Source organism: Flavobacterium limi, from assembly GCF_010645075.1.
Taxonomy (GTDB): domain Bacteria; phylum Bacteroidota; class Bacteroidia; order Flavobacteriales; family Flavobacteriaceae; genus Flavobacterium; species Flavobacterium limi.
On sequence record NZ_JAADZV010000009.1, the window covers coordinates 58,310 to 76,191 of the forward strand.

Sequence of the window (17,882 nt, forward strand, 5' to 3'; positions counted from 1 at the left end):
TTTAAAAATTAAATTATGGCAGAATCAAAAAAACAACAGACCGCATTAGGCGATGTAGCTGCAAGACAACTCGCAATTGCAACACGCTCAGTTCCTCAAATTGGAACCATTTCACCACGCTGGCTAACACACCTATTACACTGGACACCTGTTGAATCAGGGGTTTATCGTCTGAATAAAGTAAAAGACGGAAGTCACATCGAAGTAGATTGCTCTGCAAGGGACGAAAGAATTTTACCAAACACTTTCGTAGATTACATCGATAACCCAAGAGAGTATAATCTGGCAGCTGTTCAGACTATTGTAGATGTTCATACCCGCGTTTCCGACTTATACAGCAAACCTTACAACCAAATTACTGAACAATTACGTCTGGCAATTGAAACTATCAAAGAACGTCAGGAAAGCGAATTGATCAATAATAAAGATTACGGTTTATTGAGTAATGTAGCTCCTTCGCAAATTATAAAAACGAGAACAGGTGCTCCTACTCCGGATGATTTAGATGAATTGTTGACAAAAGTGTGGAAAGAACCTGGATTCTTTCTTTTGCACCCCTTAGCAATTGCTGCTTTTGGCCGTGAGTGCACGCGTCGTGGTGTTCCGCCTCCGACAACCTCTTTATTTGGATCTCAATTTTTAACATGGAGAGGTATTCCGCTTATTCCATCTGATAAACTGCCTATTCAAAACGGTAAATCAAAAATCATCTTGTTACGTACAGGCGAAAGCCGTCAGGGCGTTATCGGATTGATTCAGCCAGGATTACAAGGCGAGCAGTCACCTGGATTATCCGTTCGTTTCATGGGCATAAACGAAAAAGCAATTGCTTCTTATCTGGTTTCCCTCTATTGCTCATTAGCTATTTTGGTAGATGATGCGATTGCCGTTTTAGAAGATGTAGAAATAGGAAAGTATCATGAGTACAAATACTAACAACAACAGTTTGTATAACGTAGACGATTTGCAGCACATAGCTAATGAGTTGTTTAAAGCCCTGCCCAATGAGTTTCCAAAGGAAATTTCACTGAGTCCAGACCATAACGATCATCCAAAAGCTACAAAGGTTGTGGAAACGCTATTGAGTGCAGGAAACCTCGAAGAATTTACGCCAAATACCAGTTTGCAGAACCCAACAACAGCCTACCCTTCTCATTCACCCGTGAGTGGTTTTGGGGTATCGCCATCGGTTGGTAGTTATGCAAACACAGGTGTTACAGATTTATTACCAACTGATTTGGACACCGTTTTTCCAAACGATAAAAAATTCAACATCAACAATCCGAATACAGGTTTTAGCGATGTTAATTTAAAACGTGGAAATGATTCCAACGCTTTTTCTTCTTTTAATTTAAATGATAATTACCTGCCTTTTCAAACACAGGGATCGTCATTTGAAAGCGAATTAAAAGAAGCTTTGACAAGTGTAAATACAGTATTCGGAATCCAGTCGGCTTTGGTGACAAACCCAACAGAAATCCAGAGTTCGTATTATTTTCTTGAAGATAATCCTTTTGCTTTTGACAAAAAAAGCCAACTTCCTGCATTGGGTCATAAAAATTCATTTCATGAGTTCAATCAATTAGAAAGTGCCCCTTTTGATGCTAATCTGATTAAAAAAGATTTTCCGATCCTAAGAGAAAAAGTAAACGGAAAACCGCTGATTTGGTTTGATAATGCCGCAACAACTCAAAAACCAAAATCGGTAATCGATCGTATTGCTTATTTTTATGAGCATGAAAATTCGAATATTCACCGTGCAGCACATGAATTGGCAGCAAGGGCTTCTGATGCTTACGAAGCAGCAAGAGAAAAAGTTAAAACGTTTCTAAATGCTGGTTCGATAAACGAAATTGTTTTTGTACGCGGCGCTACCGAAGGAATCAATCTGATAGCTCAAAGCTGGGGAGAAAACAATCTGTCAGTCGGAGACGAAATTGTGGTGAGTAATTTAGAACATCATGCCAACATTGTTCCCTGGAAACGATTAGCCGATAAAAAAGGTCTAAAATTAAGAATAATTCCGGTTGATGATGACGGACAAATTCTTTTGGATGAATATGCAAAACTGCTGAATTCTAAAACCAAAATTGTTGCTTTTACACAGGTTTCAAACGCACTTGGAACCGTAACTCCAGCTAAGAAAATGGTCGAAATGGCACAGGCTGTCGGAGCCAGAGTTTTACTCGACGGAGCGCAGTCTGTTTCACACATGAAAGTAGATGTTCAGGATTTGAATGCAGACTGGCTGGTTTTTTCAGGCCATAAAATATTTGGTCCAACGGGAATTGGTGTTTTATATGGAAAAGAAGATTTGCTGAACGGCATGCAGCCTTACCAATCCGGAGGAAACATGATTCAGGATGTGACTTTTGAGGAAATCAAATACCACAAAGCCCCGAATCGTTTCGAAGCCGGAACCGGCAATATTGCCGATGCTATTGGACTTGGAGCTGCTATCGATTATGTTACAAAAATCGGTATCAACGCCATCGGGCAATACGAACACTTTTTATTGGAATATGCCACCAAACTTCTGAAAGAAATCCCGGGGGTTCGATTAATAGGAACTGCTGCCAATAAGGCAAGTGTGCTTTCTTTTAATTTACAAGGCTACTCTAATGACGAAGTGGGTCAGGCTTTAAACAAAGAAGGTATCGCTGTTAGAACCGGCCATCATTGCGCCCAGCCAATTTTACGCCGATTGGGAGTTGAAACTACAGTTCGACCTTCACTGGCTTTTTATAATACGACTCAGGATGTCGATAAATTTATAGAGACCTTGTGGGAACTTAAAAAAGTCAGATTTTAATAAAACAGATTCATAACTCAAACTCATAATTGTTTTTTTTGATATTTTAAGCAATTATAGCCAAAGCGATTGTTTTCGGACAATCGCTTTTTGATTAATATAACTAAGAAAAGAAAGTGAAATTTAAGATGCCATAGCAATTTCTAATGGTGCAGCTATTTTTGCTAAAGTAAGAGGATCTGAATACCCTAAGAAAAAAACATCTAATATTTCCTGGAATACAGGATCTGCATTTTCTGTCTGAGAAAAAAGAGTCATTGAAGAACGAAGCTTTCTTGCGTTTAATTCTCCAAGAATAGCTTCGATTGATTTTGCTTTATATTCCAGAAGAACATTGCAAATTTCAATCAAATGCTTCGCTAGAACAGGGTGATTCAAAAAATCTTCTGCCTCTTTAAGATTAGCAAGAGCGTAATATTTAGAGATTGTGCTTTTGCCCAGACCTTTTAGCTGCGGAAAAATAAACCACATCCAATGCGTTTCCTTACTTCCTTTTTTCAATTCGGAGTAAGCAGTAAGATAAAGTTTGTTCTGTGCATCTAAAAAGCGTGTTAAATCATTATTTGCGTAAGCCATTCTGAATAATTTTATAAGGTTAAACAAATTTTAGGTTATTTTTAGTCCTCCAAAACTACTCAGCTTTCAGGTTTAAAAATTTATATAATTATAAAAGTTACATTATATAATTTCAATTTACGTAAAACAAAAACAGCCGCGAAAACAAGTAATCGCAGCTGTATTAGCTTAAATATAATAAAAAGTAAATTTTTAATTTTTGAAATCATTCAATGATTTCTCAATAATTGCAAGGCATTCCTTAATTTGATCTTCAGTAATAACCAAAGGCGGAGCCAGACGAATTTTATTTCCGTGAGTTGGTTTTGCCAATAATCCATTATCCCTGAATTTCAAACAGATTTCCCAAGCTAAATCAGATTCTTCATCAGAATTGATTACAATCGCATTTAACAAACCTTTTCCTCTAACCAGTGTAATTAAATTGTTGCGTTCGGCAATTTCGTTTAATCCTTTTCTCAGAATAATTCCCAAACGTTCTGAATTCTCAGCCAGTTTTTCGTCCTTTACCACTTCAAGAGCTGCAATTGCAACAGCAGCCGCAACCGGATTACCTCCAAAAGTAGATCCGTGCTGTCCCGGTTTGATCACATTCATTATTTCGTTATTTGCTAAAACCGCTGAAACCGGATAAACACCGCCGGAAATTGCTTTACCCAAAATCAGAATATCAGGCTTTACATTTTCGTGGTGTACTGCTAAAAGCTTTCCTGTACGCGCAATTCCGGTCTGAACTTCATCAGCAATAAACAATACATTATGTTTTTCGCAAAGTGCTTTTGCTTTCGCTAAATAACCTTCAGACGGGACATAAACTCCCGCTTCACCCTGAATTGGTTCTACCAGGAAACCGGCAATATTTTTTGATGATTCCAGTGCTTTTTCCAAAGCCACCAAATTATCATATTCAATTTTTATGAAACCTTCTGTAAAAGGGCCAAAACTTTTGCGGGCACTTTCATCGTTCGAAAAAGAAATAATAGTTGTGGTTCTTCCGTGAAAATTGTTCTCACAAACAATAATCTGTGCCAGGTTTTCATGAATTCCTTTTACTTCATAAGCCCATTTTCTACACAATTTCAAAGCTGTCTCTACCGCTTCGGCACCTGTATTCATTGGTAAAACTTTATCAAAACCAAAATAATTGGTTATATATTCTTCATAATTTCCTAATCTATCATTGTAAAAAGCACGTGAAGTCAAGGTCAGTTTTTGTGCCTGCTCTACCATTGCCCCCACTATTTTAGCATGGCAATGTCCCTGGTTTACCGCAGAATAAGCCGATAAAAAATCATAATATTGCTTCCCGTCCACATCCCAGACATATACACCTTCTCCCCTGTCTAAAACCACAGGAAGCGGATGATAATTATGAGCGCCGTATTTATTTTCTTTCTCTATTAAAACTTCTGATTTAGACGAAAGAATTTGTTTGGTCTGTTCCATTATTTTCAGTTTTTTATGTTTTCAAAATTAATTAAATCATTTTATTTTACAATAAAAATCAATACTTTTGACTTTAATTTATAATTAAAAAGTCAATTTAAAAAATAAAAACAAATTAAAAGTCAATTTTAATTTTAAACAATATAAAAATGGATTCATTAGACGAATTTGACATTAAAATTATCAAAGAACTCGAAAAAGAAGGCAGAATGGCTTTTTCTACTATTGCAGCAAATTTGAAAATCTCAAATACGATGGTACATCAGCGTGTAAATCGCTTAACAGAACAAGGCATTATTTCAGGAATAAAACCTTTAATTAACGAAAAAAAAATGGGTTATGACTGGGCATCCTTTACAGGAATTACGCTCAATAAAGATTCGGATTCAGAAAGGATTATTGAAGCTTTAAAGCAAATTCCGGAAATTACAGAGTGTTATTATGTAACAGGATCTTTTACCCTTTATATAAAAATCATAGCCAAAAATCATGAACACATGCGAAATGTACTATACGAAAAAATAGACCGGATTTCAGGTATTGCTAAAACTGATTCCATAGTCGAATTAGGCTGTGCTTTTAAAAGAAATATTGTTTTGTGAGATTTTTAAAATCAAAATGAACCAATAAAATTTCAATTATTTTCAGATATTTGTTTAAAATTAAACATTTATGAGAACTATATATCTATTTATTTTAGGAATTATATTAAGTACAAGTGGTCTACACGCACAAACAAAACCAGTAAAGTACGCTGATAATAACCAGATTTTAAACGGATTATTGATTAAATCAGCTAAAAAGAACAGCCAAAATCCCGGCATCTTACTTTTACCGGCGTGGCTTGGAATCGACAATGCTTCAAAAGAAATTGCCGACAACCTGTCAAAACTAGGATATACTGTTTTCATAGCTGACATCTATGGAGAAGGAAATTATCCTAAGAATACTTCAGAAGCAGGAAAACAGGCAGGATTTTATAAAAAAAATTATCAAGCGTATCAAAAACGTATTCAGTTGGCTTTGGATCAATTAATCAAATCCGGTGCAAATGCAGATAATATTGTGGCTATCGGCTATTGTTTTGGAGGAACCGGAGTTTTAGAAGCTGCTCGTGGAAAATTGAATGTAAAAGGCGTTGTGTCTTTTCATGGGGGCTTAGGCAAAGATGCTGAAAGAAAAAACGAATCAATTTCAACAAAAGTTTTAGTTTGCCACGGAGCTGATGACCCCTTTGTTTCAAAAGAAGAAATCGCTGGTTTTCAACAGGAAATGCGAGATTCAAAAGCCGACTGGCAAATGATTTATTATGCAAATTCGGTACATTCATTCACAAATCCTGAAGCAGGAAATGACAACTCAAAAGGCGCCGCTTACAATGCTTTAGCAGCAAAACGTTCTTTTGAACATTTATTGCTTTTTCTAAATGAAGTATTAAAAAAATAATTTCACATAAAGACTAATGAAAAAAATTGCAATTTTATTATTTGTTATTTCTGCGTTTTCATGCAAAAACACACAAACTGTTACATTAAAAGATAATTCGGACCCTTCTAAATATATAGAAAAAATTTCCGAAAAAAACTTAAAAACAATGCTTTACACGATAGCTTCCGATGAAATGGAAGGTCGTGAAACCGGTTCGAAAGGGCAAAAGAAAGCAGGACTTTACATGATAGAACAATACAAAAAAAATGGTATTCCGTTTCCAAAAGGTGCAACTGATTATTATCAACATATTCCGGCTTCTTATTTAAATGCAAGAAACGATGAAAAACTGCCTGATTCAGAGAATATCTGGGCTTTTATTGAAGGCTCTGAAAAGCCGAATGAAATTTTAGTAATCTCAGCTCATTATGATCATGTTGGGGTTCAAAATGGTGAAGTGTATAATGGTGCTGATGACGATGGTTCGGGAACAGTGGCTTTACTGGAAATGGCAAAAGCATTTGCAAAAGCAAAAAAAGATGGAAATGGGCCGAAACGTTCTATTTTATTCCTGCATGTAACAGGCGAAGAGCATGGATTACATGGTTCAAGATATTATTCTGAAAATCCATTGTATCCTTTAGCAAACACAATTGCTGACATTAATATTGACATGATTGGCCGCCGTGATGCAGAACATGTTAAAACAAACAACTATGTTTATGTAATTGGGGCAAACAGATTGTCTACAGATTTGCATAATGCTGTTGTGTCACAAAACGACAAATATATTAAAATGGATCTTGATTTTAAATTCAATGATCCTAAAGACCCAAACCGTTTTTATGAGCGTTCTGACCATTACAACTTTGCCAAACACGGTATTCCGGCGGTTTTCTTTTTTAATGGAGTTCACGAAGATTATCACGGAAAAGACGATATCGCAGAAAAAATCGAATATGATGCTTTAACAAAAAGAACAAAATTAGCATTTGTTGTTGCCTGGGAACTGGCTAATAGAGAAAACAGACCGGTAGTGGATAAGAAGAAATAGTTTTTTTTATGATTCCTAAGTCAAAAAGCAAAAGGGATGAGTTTAAACTCATCCCTTTTTTATATTACATTAATAGATTAAAATTCTTAGAAACTTAGTCCCTCAAAACCTTAGAAGCTACCTTTAGTCATTCATAGAAATCAAAAATTCTTCGTTATTTCTGGTTTTTTTGAAACGGTCGTTTACAAAATCCATTGATTCTACCGGATTCATATCAGACAAATACTTACGCATAATCCACATCCTTTGCAATGTTTTTTCGTCTAATAACAAATCGTCGCGACGCGTACTTGATGATGTAAGATCGATTGCAGGGAAGATACGCTTGTTAGCAATTTTACGATCCAATTGAAGCTCCATATTACCGGTACCTTTAAATTCTTCAAAGATTACCTCATCCATTTTAGAACCGGTTTCTGTCAATGCTGTTGCGATGATACTCAACGAACCACCGTTTTCAACATTTCTTGCTGCCCCGAAGAAACGTTTTGGTTTTTGAAGCGCATTGGCATCAACACCACCACTTAAAACCTTACCTGAAGCAGGCTGAACAGTATTATAAGCTCTGGCCAAACGAGTAATCGAATCCAAAAGAATCACAACATCATGACCACATTCTACCAGACGTTTTGCTTTTTCAAGCACAATATTAGCAATTTTTACGTGTTCCTGCGGCTCCCTGTCAAAAGTAGAAGCAATAACTTCTCCACGTACACTACGCTGCATATCTGTAACCTCCTCAGGACGCTCATCAATCAAAAGAACGATCAGATAAACTTCAGGATGGTTGGCAGCAATCGCATTAGCAATGTCTTTTAAAAGCATTGTTTTACCTGTTTTCGGTTGTGCGACTATCATACCGCGCTGACCTTTTCCGATTGGAGAAAATAAATCGATAATTCTGGTTGATATAGAACTGCCTTTTTCGGCTAATTTAAATTTTTCAGAAGGAAAAACAGGTGTCAGGTGTTCAAAAGAAACTCTGTCGCGAACTACCTGCGGATCATGTCCGTTTATTTTTAACACACGTACTAAAGGGAAGAATTTCTCTCCTTCTTTAGGAGGACGTACCACTCCTTTTACAGTATCTCCTGTTTTAAGACCAAATAACCTGATTTGCGAAGTTGATAAGTAAATATCATCAGGAGAGGCTAAATAATTATAATCTGATGAACGTAAGAATCCGTAACCGTCAGGCATCATCTCCAAAACGCCTTCACTTTCTATAATCCCATCAAATTCAAAGTCTGAATCCCTGAAGTTATTACTATTATTCTTTTTGTTTTTATGATTTGGATTCTGATTTCCGTTATTTGTATTACCATTCCCATTTTGATTTGGATTCTGATTCGGGTTTTGGTTTTGGTTTTGATTCTGGTTCGGATTTTGTTTTTTATTGTGATTAGGATTAATCTTTTTTATCGAAGCAGTTTCTTCTTCTTTTTCACTTATCGGAGTAGACTGAACATCTGTTTCAGCCTCTACTGCCTCTTCAGTAGTTTCTTCTTTTACTATTTCTTTCTCTTTCTGCAAAGCAACCTTTTTCTCGTATGCTGATTTATTGAACTTAACGATTTTTGGTTCCTTTTTCACTGTTTCTTTGTTTTCAGCACCATCCTCAGCTTTAGGTTTTGGCTGAATTTTAGCATTTGGTTTTGAAACAGCCGGTGTTTTTACCTCACGTGGTTCTTCTACTTTATCAAATTCTAAAACAGGAGCATTTTTACTGGCTACTGCCTTTTTAGCAGGGGCAATTCTTGCTCTCTTTGGTTTATCATCTAGTATTTCTGCATTTGTTACAGCAGGTACAGGCTGCTCTGAAGTCGCTTCCTGATGCGCTAAAATCTGACTGATCAAAGTGTCCTTTTTGACGCCATTAAACTTTATCGTTTTAGCTAATTTAGCTATTTCTTGAAGCTCAGAAAGCTTCATTTCTTTTAATGCAGAAATATCAAACATGAATGTTCTATGAATTTAATTATTTTTAAAGGAAAAATACTATAAAAAAGAATAGGTAGATAATTATTTTGAATTGACCGCAGTATGAAGTGCTTACGGTATTATGATGCAATAATACGAATAAAATTTTATCATACAATAGTATTTATAAAAAAGAAAATATATTTTTGTAAAACAATTTTACGTCATGATACAACGAATTCAAACAATATATTTACTCCTTACTTTTTTAATTACCGGAGTTTTATTATTTTTCATTCCGCTCTGGACAATAAATGAGAAACCATTTCATTTTTGGCAGGATCAGTTTTATACTGTATTGTTAGGCTTAAGTACTATGCTGACGATTATCAGTATCATTTCATACAAAAAAAGACAAAATCAGTTTGTTATGGGCAGACTGAACATCATATTAAATTTAATTTTATTAGGATTATTTGTTTACCGGTCACTAAATTTATCTGGAGAAACTGCTAATGCTGTTTCTGAGAAAGGTATTGGGATGTTTCTTCCAATTGTCGCTATCGTATTATTAGTTTTAGCTAATAAGGCCATCAAAAAGGACGAAGATCTTGTAAAATCTGTAGATCGTTTGAGATAAACCTATAAACTTAGTTTATTGCGCGAAGAGAACCCGAATTATATGATTCGGGTTTTTTTGTGTAAAATTCACTACATTTACTACCAAACACAGAAAATAAATTTAGAAATCCTATATTGTACGTAGATTTTTCATAATTTCGCTTTTGTTATTTCAATTATTTATGGCACATAAAATAAGAATACACCTCGCTGATGACCATTTGGTACTTATTGATGGATTAATAAATTTATTAAGTACTGTTTCTGAATTCGAAATTGTTGGTTCATCCTCTAATGGTTTGAATATATTTGATGAAGTAACAGCAAACAATGCACACATTCTTGTACTTGATCTCAGTATGCCTGAAAAAGACGGCATAGAAGTTTTAAAAGAGTTCCAGCAAAAGGGATATCCATGCAAAGTTATCATCCTGTCCAGCTATGATGATTTAAAAATCATCAGAGAAGTCATGAATTTAGGTGCCAGCGGCTATCTGACTAAAAAATGCGCAGGTGAAAACATAATTGAAGCTATTGAAGTGGTTAATGAAGGAGAAGAATATTTTTGTAACTCCGTAAGAGAAAAAATCTTCAATACTTTCACAGAAAACAATCCCAAATTAAATAAGAAAAATATCGTTCCTGAAAATTCAATCCTGACATGCCGTGAATTAGAAATTGTGACTCTAATTTCGCTCGAATACAGCGGAAAAGAGATCAGCGAACAATTATTCATCAGTACCAACACTGTAGAAACGCACCGAAAAAATATAATGAAGAAGCTACAGACAAAAAACACTATTGGACTTGTAAAATATGCTATTAAAAATAATTTAATTAAGTCGTAAAATTACCGTTTTATATGACTCAGCATTTTTAATAGATTAACAATACCAGGTGCTTTCAAAAAATACCATCCTAAATTATTGCATTTGATTGAAATTTATAAACTTATTTTATCCCACTTATCATTAACATGTCGGTTTTGCGCAATTTTATAATTTACTTTTTTATAACACTTTTTTATATTCCTGCAACAAGCCAAAAAAAAAGTTTTACTGAGAAAGACCTGCTAAAACTTTATAATCAGGCAACAACAAACCTTCATAATGAAGATTATGAAAAATCACTAATACAATCCAGACTACTCCTTAATCATTCTCTTTTATGTCAAAACAATAATCTTATTGCAAGAGCCTACAATACCATTGCGGCCAATTTTGATGGAATATCAGAACCCGATAAAGCCTTATTTTATTATCAAAAAAGTCTTATATATGCTGAAAAATCTAATAATTTAGAACTTCAAAACTGGCTTTACAATAATATTGGAAATATTTATTGTTTTGACAAAAAGAAGTATGAAAAAGGAATTTCATATTATATAAAATCATTATATTACAGCAGGGCAATCAATGATTCTTCCCAGGTTTTCCTGACTAAACTTAATATTGCATGGGCCTATTTTGATATAGGACGTTTCTCAGAAGGATATCCTTATCTAAAACACATTAATAAATATAATGACAAATACGGTATCGAAACAACTGCTGCTGTCATTAACATGCTGAACGGCATGTACTACAGTTATAAGCGAGATAATCAAAAAGCAGATTACAGTTTTAACAAAGGCATAGAGAACGCCATAAAATACGACGAAAAAACTGATTTATCTTATATCTATCAGGAATATTCAAAATTTTTATCTAAAAATAAAAATTTCGAAGCTGCATATAAAAACCTAAGTTCTTTTCAGCAATTGAACGACGAACTTAATCTTGAAGACAAGGCTAAAAAAGCAAAAATTGCTGGAATTAATCTCGAAATTGATGAATATAAACGGGAGATAGATAAAATGGGCATCGAAAGCAAAAAAAGGGAAAAATTATTTCACTCTGAAAGTGCCCGTAAAAACAAGATGACAACAATTATCCTGTCCTTATTTCTGATTAGTCTTATTTTATTTTACTTTTTTTATCAAAACACAAAACTAAAACAAAAAAACAGAATTAAGGATATCCAGAACAAAATACATCAAAACATAATCAACGCCAGCATTGACGGGCAGGAAAGCGAACGCAAAAAAGTTGCTTTATTTTTACATGACACTATTAGTGCCTCATTGTCATCAGCAGGAATGCATTTAAATGTTTTTTTATCACAACATGACAGCCTTCCTGCAGAAATTACAAAAACAAAATTAATATTAGATGAGACCCATGATAAGGTACGGGATCTTTCTCATGATCTTATTCCTACCTTACTGGCACGCTTTGGATTATTATATGCACTTGATGATTTATGTGAGAAATACTCAAACTCCACTTTACATTTTGAATACAAGAATACTATTCCAATCAAAAAAAGGTATACGGAAAAATTTGAAACGAGGCTTTATTTTATCATTTCTGAACTTTTAAACAACATCATCAAACACAGCCATGCCAACAAAGCTGAAGTTTCACTGATCGAAAACAATAATGAAATGATTATTGAAATTACAGATAACGGAAAGGGATTCGATACCAATAAATTTAATTTTGTAGAAGGATTTGGCCTTAATCAGATCAAAGCCAGGATTAATAACCTGAATGGCCAATTTGACGTAAAATCAAAAATCAATGAGGGAACTTCTATTAATATAAGTGTTCCTTTAAACAGCTAAAAACGCTTCAGAGAAAAATCATGAAGCGTTTTTTTTAGCTATGCTTAAATTTAAATTTCTGTTTTGCCTCCTTTTCTATCTTCTGTCACCTCTTCTTCCACTTCTTCTTGTTCATCATCTGCAAAAAAGAACTTTCCTAATAAGTTTCTCTCTAAATCATAAATCCCTGCTTCTTGTAAAAATTTCTTTGTCATAACTGTTTGTTTAAATTAATATTATTCTTTTTAAAACACTTTGGCATATTTTGTTATACAAAACATCAAGATTAATTGTCTTACAATAATAATATATATTTTTTTAATAAGAATAAATTTAATTATTAAATTTGAAACAAATGTTAATAAAACATTCAACTATCTTATTACAAATGCTTAGACCTCATTTTTTTTTATTATTCTTTGTAATACTAATTTACGTTAGTGATAAATCGTATTCTCAAAATAATACCCTTTCTGAAAATCAAATTGAGAAATTATTAAATGATGCCAAAGAAAGTTATGAAATCAATGACTATGAGAAATCATTAACACAATCCAGAACAGCATTAAAACATGCCATTACTATTAACAACCCCAATTTGATCGGGCGTTGCTATAACACCATAGGTGTAAATTTTGATGACTTACTTATGTTAGACAAAGCACTTGACTTTTATCTTAAGGCTTTATTTTATATTAATAAAACAGACAACAACATTTACAAAGGAAGAATTAATAATAATCTAGCAAACATTTATTTCTTTGAAAAAAAACAATATAGAAAGGGAATAAGACATTATGAGAAAGCACTTGAGTATTGCAACTCATCTGACAATACATTAATTTATCTTAGAAAACTCAATATTACCTGGGCATACTTCGAGATCAATAATTTCAACAAAGGCGTACAATATTTGAAATATCTAAATCAGTTTAGACGATATGGAGACGAATCAACAGAGGTTGCCTTAAACATGTTAAATGGAGTCTACAGTGATTATATAAACGATACGGTAAAAGCAAATTTTCACTTCTTAAAAGCCGTCAGACTAGGCAATAATAGTAACAAAAAATTTGATTTATCCATAACTCATCAAAAATACGCTGATTTTTTATTTAAAAACAAAAATTATAAAAAAGCCTATGAAAATATATTAGAATTCAATCGCCTTACTAATGAAATTGCTGATTTAGCAAAACAAAAAAAGACAAAACTCGCTGGGGTCAATCTCGAACTGGACGAATTTAAAAGAGAAGTTGATAAAATAGAAACAGCATACAAAAACAAACAAAAATTATTGCAGGAAGAACAATCCCGTCATAAAAAGATATTCAGTATCATTGTTGTTTTATTCCTTATCATAACAGTTCTTTTTTACTTTTTTTATCAATATACCAAGCTGAAACAAAAAAACAAGATTAAAAATATCCAGAATAAAATACATCAAAACATAATTAATGCAAGTATTGACGGACAGGAAAGCGAAAGAAAAAAAATCGCATTGTTTTTACACGACACCATCAGTGCCTCATTGTCATCTGCCGGTATGCATTTGAATGTTTTTTTAGCCCAAAACAATACTGTTCCTGATGAAATCATCAAAACAAAATTTATTCTGGACGAAACACATGACAAAGTAAGAGATCTATCGCATGACCTGCTTCCCACTTTGTTAGTTCGTTTTGGGTTATTATATGCCCTGGATGATTTATGCGAAAAATATTCAAATTCAACATTACATTTTGAATATCAGAATACTATTTCAACTAAAAAAAGATATTCTGAAAAGTTTGAAACAAGGCTCTATTTTATCATTTCTGAACTTTTAAACAACATTATAAAACATAGCGAGGCCACAAGGGCTGAAGTTTCGTTATCAGAAACAGAAAACCATAAAGAGTTAATTATCGAAATTACTGATAACGGAAAAGGATTTGATATTAATGATTTTAATTTTGTGGAAGGATTTGGACTTAACCAGATAAAAGCCAGGATAAATAATCTGAATGGACAATTTGATGTAAAGTCAAGAATTAATGAGGGTACTTCTATTAAAATAACGATTCCTCTTAGCAATTAGTTCTTAGTGCATGAGACTTGTTCACTAAAAAATTACACTCTTTTATCAATTTCTATGATTTCTAAATCTTTTATTTTGTCACCTTCAATTACAAAGCGTAACATAGTCCTCACCTGATGAAAACCGCTTTTACCGGCGGCGCCCGGATTCATATGCAGTAGGTTATTTTTTTTATCAAACATTACTTTTAAAATATGCGAATGCCCGCAAATGAATAATTTTGGCGGATTTTTTTGCATTTCTTCTCTTATGGCAGGATTATATTTTCCGGGATATCCTCCTATGTGCGTAATCCAAACAGAAACTTCCTCGCAAAAAAAACGATTGTGGAGCGGAAATTCTATCCGGGCTTCTGCGTCATCGATATTACCATAAACACAACGCAGCGGTTTTAGTTTTTTTATAGTATCAGTGACATTTAAATCTCCAATATCTCCGGCATGCCAGACTTCATCTGCCTGAACAATATATTTTAAAATAGTATCATCAATATGGCTGTGAGTATCGGAAAGCAGGAGGATTTTGGTCATTTTAGGGCTAAGATTTCGGAATGCTAAAATACAAAGATTTCTATTTCTATTTCTATTTTATTTTCTTCTAAGGAAGTTAGACGCACTGCTGTACTTCTCTACAGAAAAACTTTGTACCTTTGCAACTTTGTCACTTTGAACCTTAAGAACACTTGAGATATTTTATTCACTTTGCATATAACGGAACACATTATCATGGCTGGCAGTTTCAGCCGAATGCTTCATCAGTTCAGGAAACTTTAAATAAAGCACTTTCTGTTTTATTAAATTCATCTATTAATGTAATGGGTGCCGGAAGAACTGATACTGGTGTCCATGCTTCTGAAATGTACGGGCATTTTGATTTTGAAAATCTTATTGATGTTCCGGTTTTGGTACACAAACTCAATTCGTATTTACCGAAAGATATTACGATTTTTGATTTGATTGGGGTTCATGATGATGCACATTGCCGATTTGATGCTAAAAAGCGAACGTATGAATACCATATTAATACCTTTAAAAATCCTTTTCTGGAAGGACTTAGCTGGTATGTGAATCAAAAACTGGATGTGAATCTTATGAATGAAGCAGCAAAGATTCTATTAAAACATACCGATTTTCAATGTTTTTCTAAAGTGAATACGGATGTCAACACATTTGATTGCACGATTTTTGAGGCGTATTGGAAAACTGAAAACAACAAACTGGTTTTTACTATTTCAGCGAACCGCTTTTTGAGAAATATGGTTCGGGCGATTGTGGGAACTTTAATAAATATAGGCCTGTACAAAATTTCGTTGAAAGATTTTGAGAACATAATTGCGAGTAAGAACCGCGAAAAAGCAGGATTTTCAGTTCCGGCACATGGTTTATATTTAACTAAAATTGATTACGATTACATAAAATAGCCCTGATTGCAACGGAAATCATTTTTTGTTTTTTCTTTAAAAACAAAAAAGATTGAAGTGAAAAGCAGGTCACGGGCGATAGCGAATTGACGAAGTAAACAGCTCCTAAAATAAATGAAAGCAAAAGCATTTGATACCGGATTATTCAAACGGATTTTAAAATATACCAAACCTTATAAATGGCGTTATTACGGCGTTATTGTTTTTGCAGTATCCTTATCAGTTTTTGCGGCACTTCGCCCCTATTTATTGAAACAAACTGTTGATGGCTACATTAAAACCCATGATAAATACGGTTTACTGATGTACATTATCCTGATGGGAATTGTTTTACTGATGGAAGTGTTCTCTCAGTTTTATTTTGTTTTTTGGGCGAACTGGCTGGGACAGGATATTGTAAAAGATATTCGGAATAAGCTTTTTAAACATATTTTAAGTTTCAGGATGAAGTATTTTGATTTGGTTCCCGTTGGCCAATTGGTAACCCGGTCTGTTTCGGATATTGAGTCGATTGCACGTATTTTCAGTCAGGGATTATTTATGATTATAAGCGATATGATGAAAATGCTGGTAGTTTTGATTTTTATGTTTTACATGAACTGGAAACTTACCTGGATTGTGATTGTTGCCATGCCCATTCTGGTTTACATTACACGAATTTTTCAGCGAAAGATGCAGGTTGCTTTTGAAGAAGTACGAACGCAGATTGCCAACATGAATTCGTTTGTACAGGAACGTGTAACGGGAATGAAAATCGTTCAGCTTTTTAACCGTGAGAAAATTGAGGCTGAAAACTTTAAAAATATCAATGACAAACATAGGGTTGCGTGGATCAAGACGATTTTATACAACTCGATCTTCTTCCCGATTGCCGATATTATTTCGTCTATTACTTTAGGACTGGTTGTTGTATTTGGCGGATTTAAAATTCTGAACGGAGATAACTTTACCACTTTTGGGGATCTATTTTCATACACCATGTTTATTGGAATGTTGTTTAACCCACTGCGTCAGATTGCGGATAAGTTCAATGAGATGCAATTGGGAATGATTGCTGCTAATCGGGTTTTTGATATTATTGATACTCAGGATCATATTCAGGACACCGGAACCCTTGAGGCACCTGTTTTTCAGGGAAGCATTGAGTTCAAAGACGTTCGTTTTAGTTATATTCCGGAAGAAGAAGTTATAAAAGGTATTGATTTATCTGTAGCTTCGGGACAGACAATCGCGATTGTTGGATCAACCGGAGCAGGAAAATCGACCATTATTAATTTACTGAACCGTTTTTACGAAATTAACAACGGAACCATTTTCATAGACGGACACAATATCGAAAACTATACTCTGGCTTCGTTGCGAAAACAAATTGCGGTGGTTCTACAGGATGTTTTTTTGTTTGCTGATACGATCTACAATAATATCACACTTCATAATCCTCAAATTACGCGTAATCAGGTTATAGATGCTGCTAAAAAAATTGGTGTTCACGGTTTTATTATGAACCTGCCTGACAATTATGATTTTGATGTAAAAGAACGGGGTGTGATGCTTTCCTCCGGTCAGCGGCAATTGATTGCTTTTTTACGTTCGTACGTGAGCAACCCGAGTATTTTGATTTTGGATGAAGCGACTTCATCAATCGACACTTATTCTGAAGAACTAATTCAGCGTGCTACAGAAACCATAACCAAAGGCCGAACTTCAATTGTTATTGCGCATCGCCTGGCCACTATTGTTAATGCTGATAAAATTGTGGTGATGGACAAAGGTCTTATAGTTGAGCAGGGAACTCATCAGGAATTATTAGCCAAAACAGATGGTTATTATAAAAACCTGTACGACTCGCAATTTTCGGTAGCCAATTAAAAACACTCCTAT

16 protein-coding genes are annotated in these 17,882 nt (G+C 34.1%); 11 read left to right on the forward strand and 5 right to left on the reverse strand.

All coding sequences use genetic code 11. The features are described from left to right. The first annotated feature begins 15 nt into the window (after nt 1–15). Together GXM16_RS17435 and GXM16_RS17440 are read left to right on the forward strand one after the other, a co-directional pair. Entirely contained in the window at nt 16–936 is a 921-nt protein-coding gene (locus GXM16_RS17435; RefSeq protein ID WP_163395776.1) for a family 2A encapsulin nanocompartment shell protein, read from the forward strand. After that, nucleotides 920–2,812, forward strand: coding sequence for a family 2A encapsulin nanocompartment cargo protein cysteine desulfurase (locus tag GXM16_RS17440; protein ID WP_163395777.1), 1,893 nt, complete (start codon nt 920–922; stop codon nt 2,810–2,812). The genes GXM16_RS17435 and GXM16_RS17440 overlap by 17 nt, the downstream gene beginning before the upstream one ends. A gap of 123 nt (nt 2,813–2,935) precedes the next feature. Here GXM16_RS17440 and GXM16_RS17445 read toward each other — a convergent pair whose 3' ends face one another. Both GXM16_RS17445 and rocD read right to left on the reverse strand, forming a co-directional pair. Further along, the gene (locus GXM16_RS17445) at nt 2,936–3,388 is read right to left on the reverse strand and encodes a DUF1810 domain-containing protein (RefSeq protein ID WP_163395778.1); all 453 of its coding nucleotides are present in this window, start codon (nt 3,386–3,388) and stop codon (nt 2,936–2,938) included. A 192-nt stretch (nt 3,389–3,580) separates the two neighbouring features. Beyond that, nucleotides 3,581–4,834, reverse strand: coding sequence for an ornithine--oxo-acid transaminase (rocD, locus tag GXM16_RS17450; protein WP_163395779.1), 1,254 nt, complete (start codon nt 4,832–4,834; stop codon nt 3,581–3,583). A gap of 149 nt (nt 4,835–4,983) precedes the next feature. On the opposite strand from rocD, the gene GXM16_RS17455 reads away from it, so the two are divergent. The 3 genes from GXM16_RS17455 (at nt 4,984) to GXM16_RS17465 (ending at nt 7,316) form a co-directional block, all read left to right on the forward strand. Next, the gene (locus GXM16_RS17455; RefSeq protein ID WP_163395780.1) at nt 4,984–5,436 is read left to right on the forward strand and encodes an Lrp/AsnC family transcriptional regulator; all 453 of its coding nucleotides are present in this window, start codon (nt 4,984–4,986) and stop codon (nt 5,434–5,436) included. 70 nt (nt 5,437–5,506) lie between these two features. After that, nucleotides 5,507–6,280, forward strand: a complete 774-nt coding sequence (locus tag GXM16_RS17460; RefSeq protein ID WP_163395781.1) for a dienelactone hydrolase family protein — start codon at nt 5,507–5,509, stop codon at nt 6,278–6,280. 16 nt (nt 6,281–6,296) lie between these two features. Beyond that, on the forward strand, nt 6,297–7,316 hold the full coding sequence (locus tag GXM16_RS17465; RefSeq protein WP_163395782.1) for a M28 family peptidase: 1,020 nt from the start codon (nt 6,297–6,299) through the stop codon (nt 7,314–7,316). Nucleotides 7,317–7,439: 123 nt separating this feature from the next. Here the strand turns inward: GXM16_RS17465 and rho are convergent, their stop codons facing one another. After that, a complete protein-coding gene (gene rho / locus GXM16_RS17470; protein ID WP_163395783.1) occupies nt 7,440–9,275 on the reverse strand; it encodes a transcription termination factor Rho in 1,836 nt (611 codons plus the stop codon). Nucleotides 9,276–9,462: 187 nt separating this feature from the next. On the opposite strand from rho, the gene GXM16_RS17475 reads away from it, so the two are divergent. From GXM16_RS17475 to GXM16_RS17485, 3 genes are all read left to right on the forward strand, one after another. Continuing rightward, nucleotides 9,463–9,876, forward strand: coding sequence for a DUF4293 domain-containing protein (locus tag GXM16_RS17475; protein WP_163395784.1), 414 nt, complete (start codon nt 9,463–9,465; stop codon nt 9,874–9,876). 163 nt (nt 9,877–10,039) lie between these two features. Beyond that, nucleotides 10,040–10,705, forward strand: coding sequence for a response regulator (locus GXM16_RS17480; protein WP_163395785.1), 666 nt, complete (start codon nt 10,040–10,042; stop codon nt 10,703–10,705). A 128-nt stretch (nt 10,706–10,833) separates the two neighbouring features. Continuing rightward, nucleotides 10,834–12,522 (forward strand): tetratricopeptide repeat-containing sensor histidine kinase, encoded by a 1,689-nt coding sequence (locus GXM16_RS17485; protein WP_163395786.1) that lies wholly within the window; start codon nt 10,834–10,836, stop codon nt 12,520–12,522. 50 nt (nt 12,523–12,572) lie between these two features. Here the strand turns inward: GXM16_RS17485 and GXM16_RS17490 are convergent, their stop codons facing one another. Then, nucleotides 12,573–12,716 (reverse strand): hypothetical protein, encoded by a 144-nt coding sequence (locus GXM16_RS17490; RefSeq protein ID WP_163395787.1) that lies wholly within the window; start codon nt 12,714–12,716, stop codon nt 12,573–12,575. Nucleotides 12,717–12,856: 140 nt separating this feature from the next. Between GXM16_RS17490 and GXM16_RS17495 the strand changes: the two genes are divergently transcribed. Beyond that, nucleotides 12,857–14,581 (forward strand): ATP-binding protein, encoded by a 1,725-nt coding sequence (locus GXM16_RS17495; RefSeq protein WP_229684378.1) that lies wholly within the window; start codon nt 12,857–12,859, stop codon nt 14,579–14,581. 32 nt (nt 14,582–14,613) lie between these two features. On the opposite strand, the gene GXM16_RS17500 is transcribed toward GXM16_RS17495, so the two are convergent. Next, entirely contained in the window at nt 14,614–15,111 is a 498-nt protein-coding gene (locus GXM16_RS17500; RefSeq protein WP_163395788.1) for a metallophosphoesterase family protein, read from the reverse strand. 152 nt (nt 15,112–15,263) lie between these two features. Here GXM16_RS17500 and truA point away from each other — a divergent pair, with 152 nt between their 5' ends. Further along, nucleotides 15,264–16,001 (forward strand): tRNA pseudouridine(38-40) synthase TruA, encoded by a 738-nt coding sequence (gene truA, locus GXM16_RS17505; protein ID WP_163395789.1) that lies wholly within the window; start codon nt 15,264–15,266, stop codon nt 15,999–16,001. Nucleotides 16,002–16,115: 114 nt separating this feature from the next. Continuing rightward, nucleotides 16,116–17,870: an ABC transporter ATP-binding protein gene (locus GXM16_RS17510; protein WP_163395790.1), complete on the forward strand. Its 1,755-nt coding sequence runs from the start codon at nt 16,116–16,118 to the stop codon at nt 17,868–17,870. The last annotated feature ends 12 nt before the right edge of the window (nt 17,871–17,882 follow it).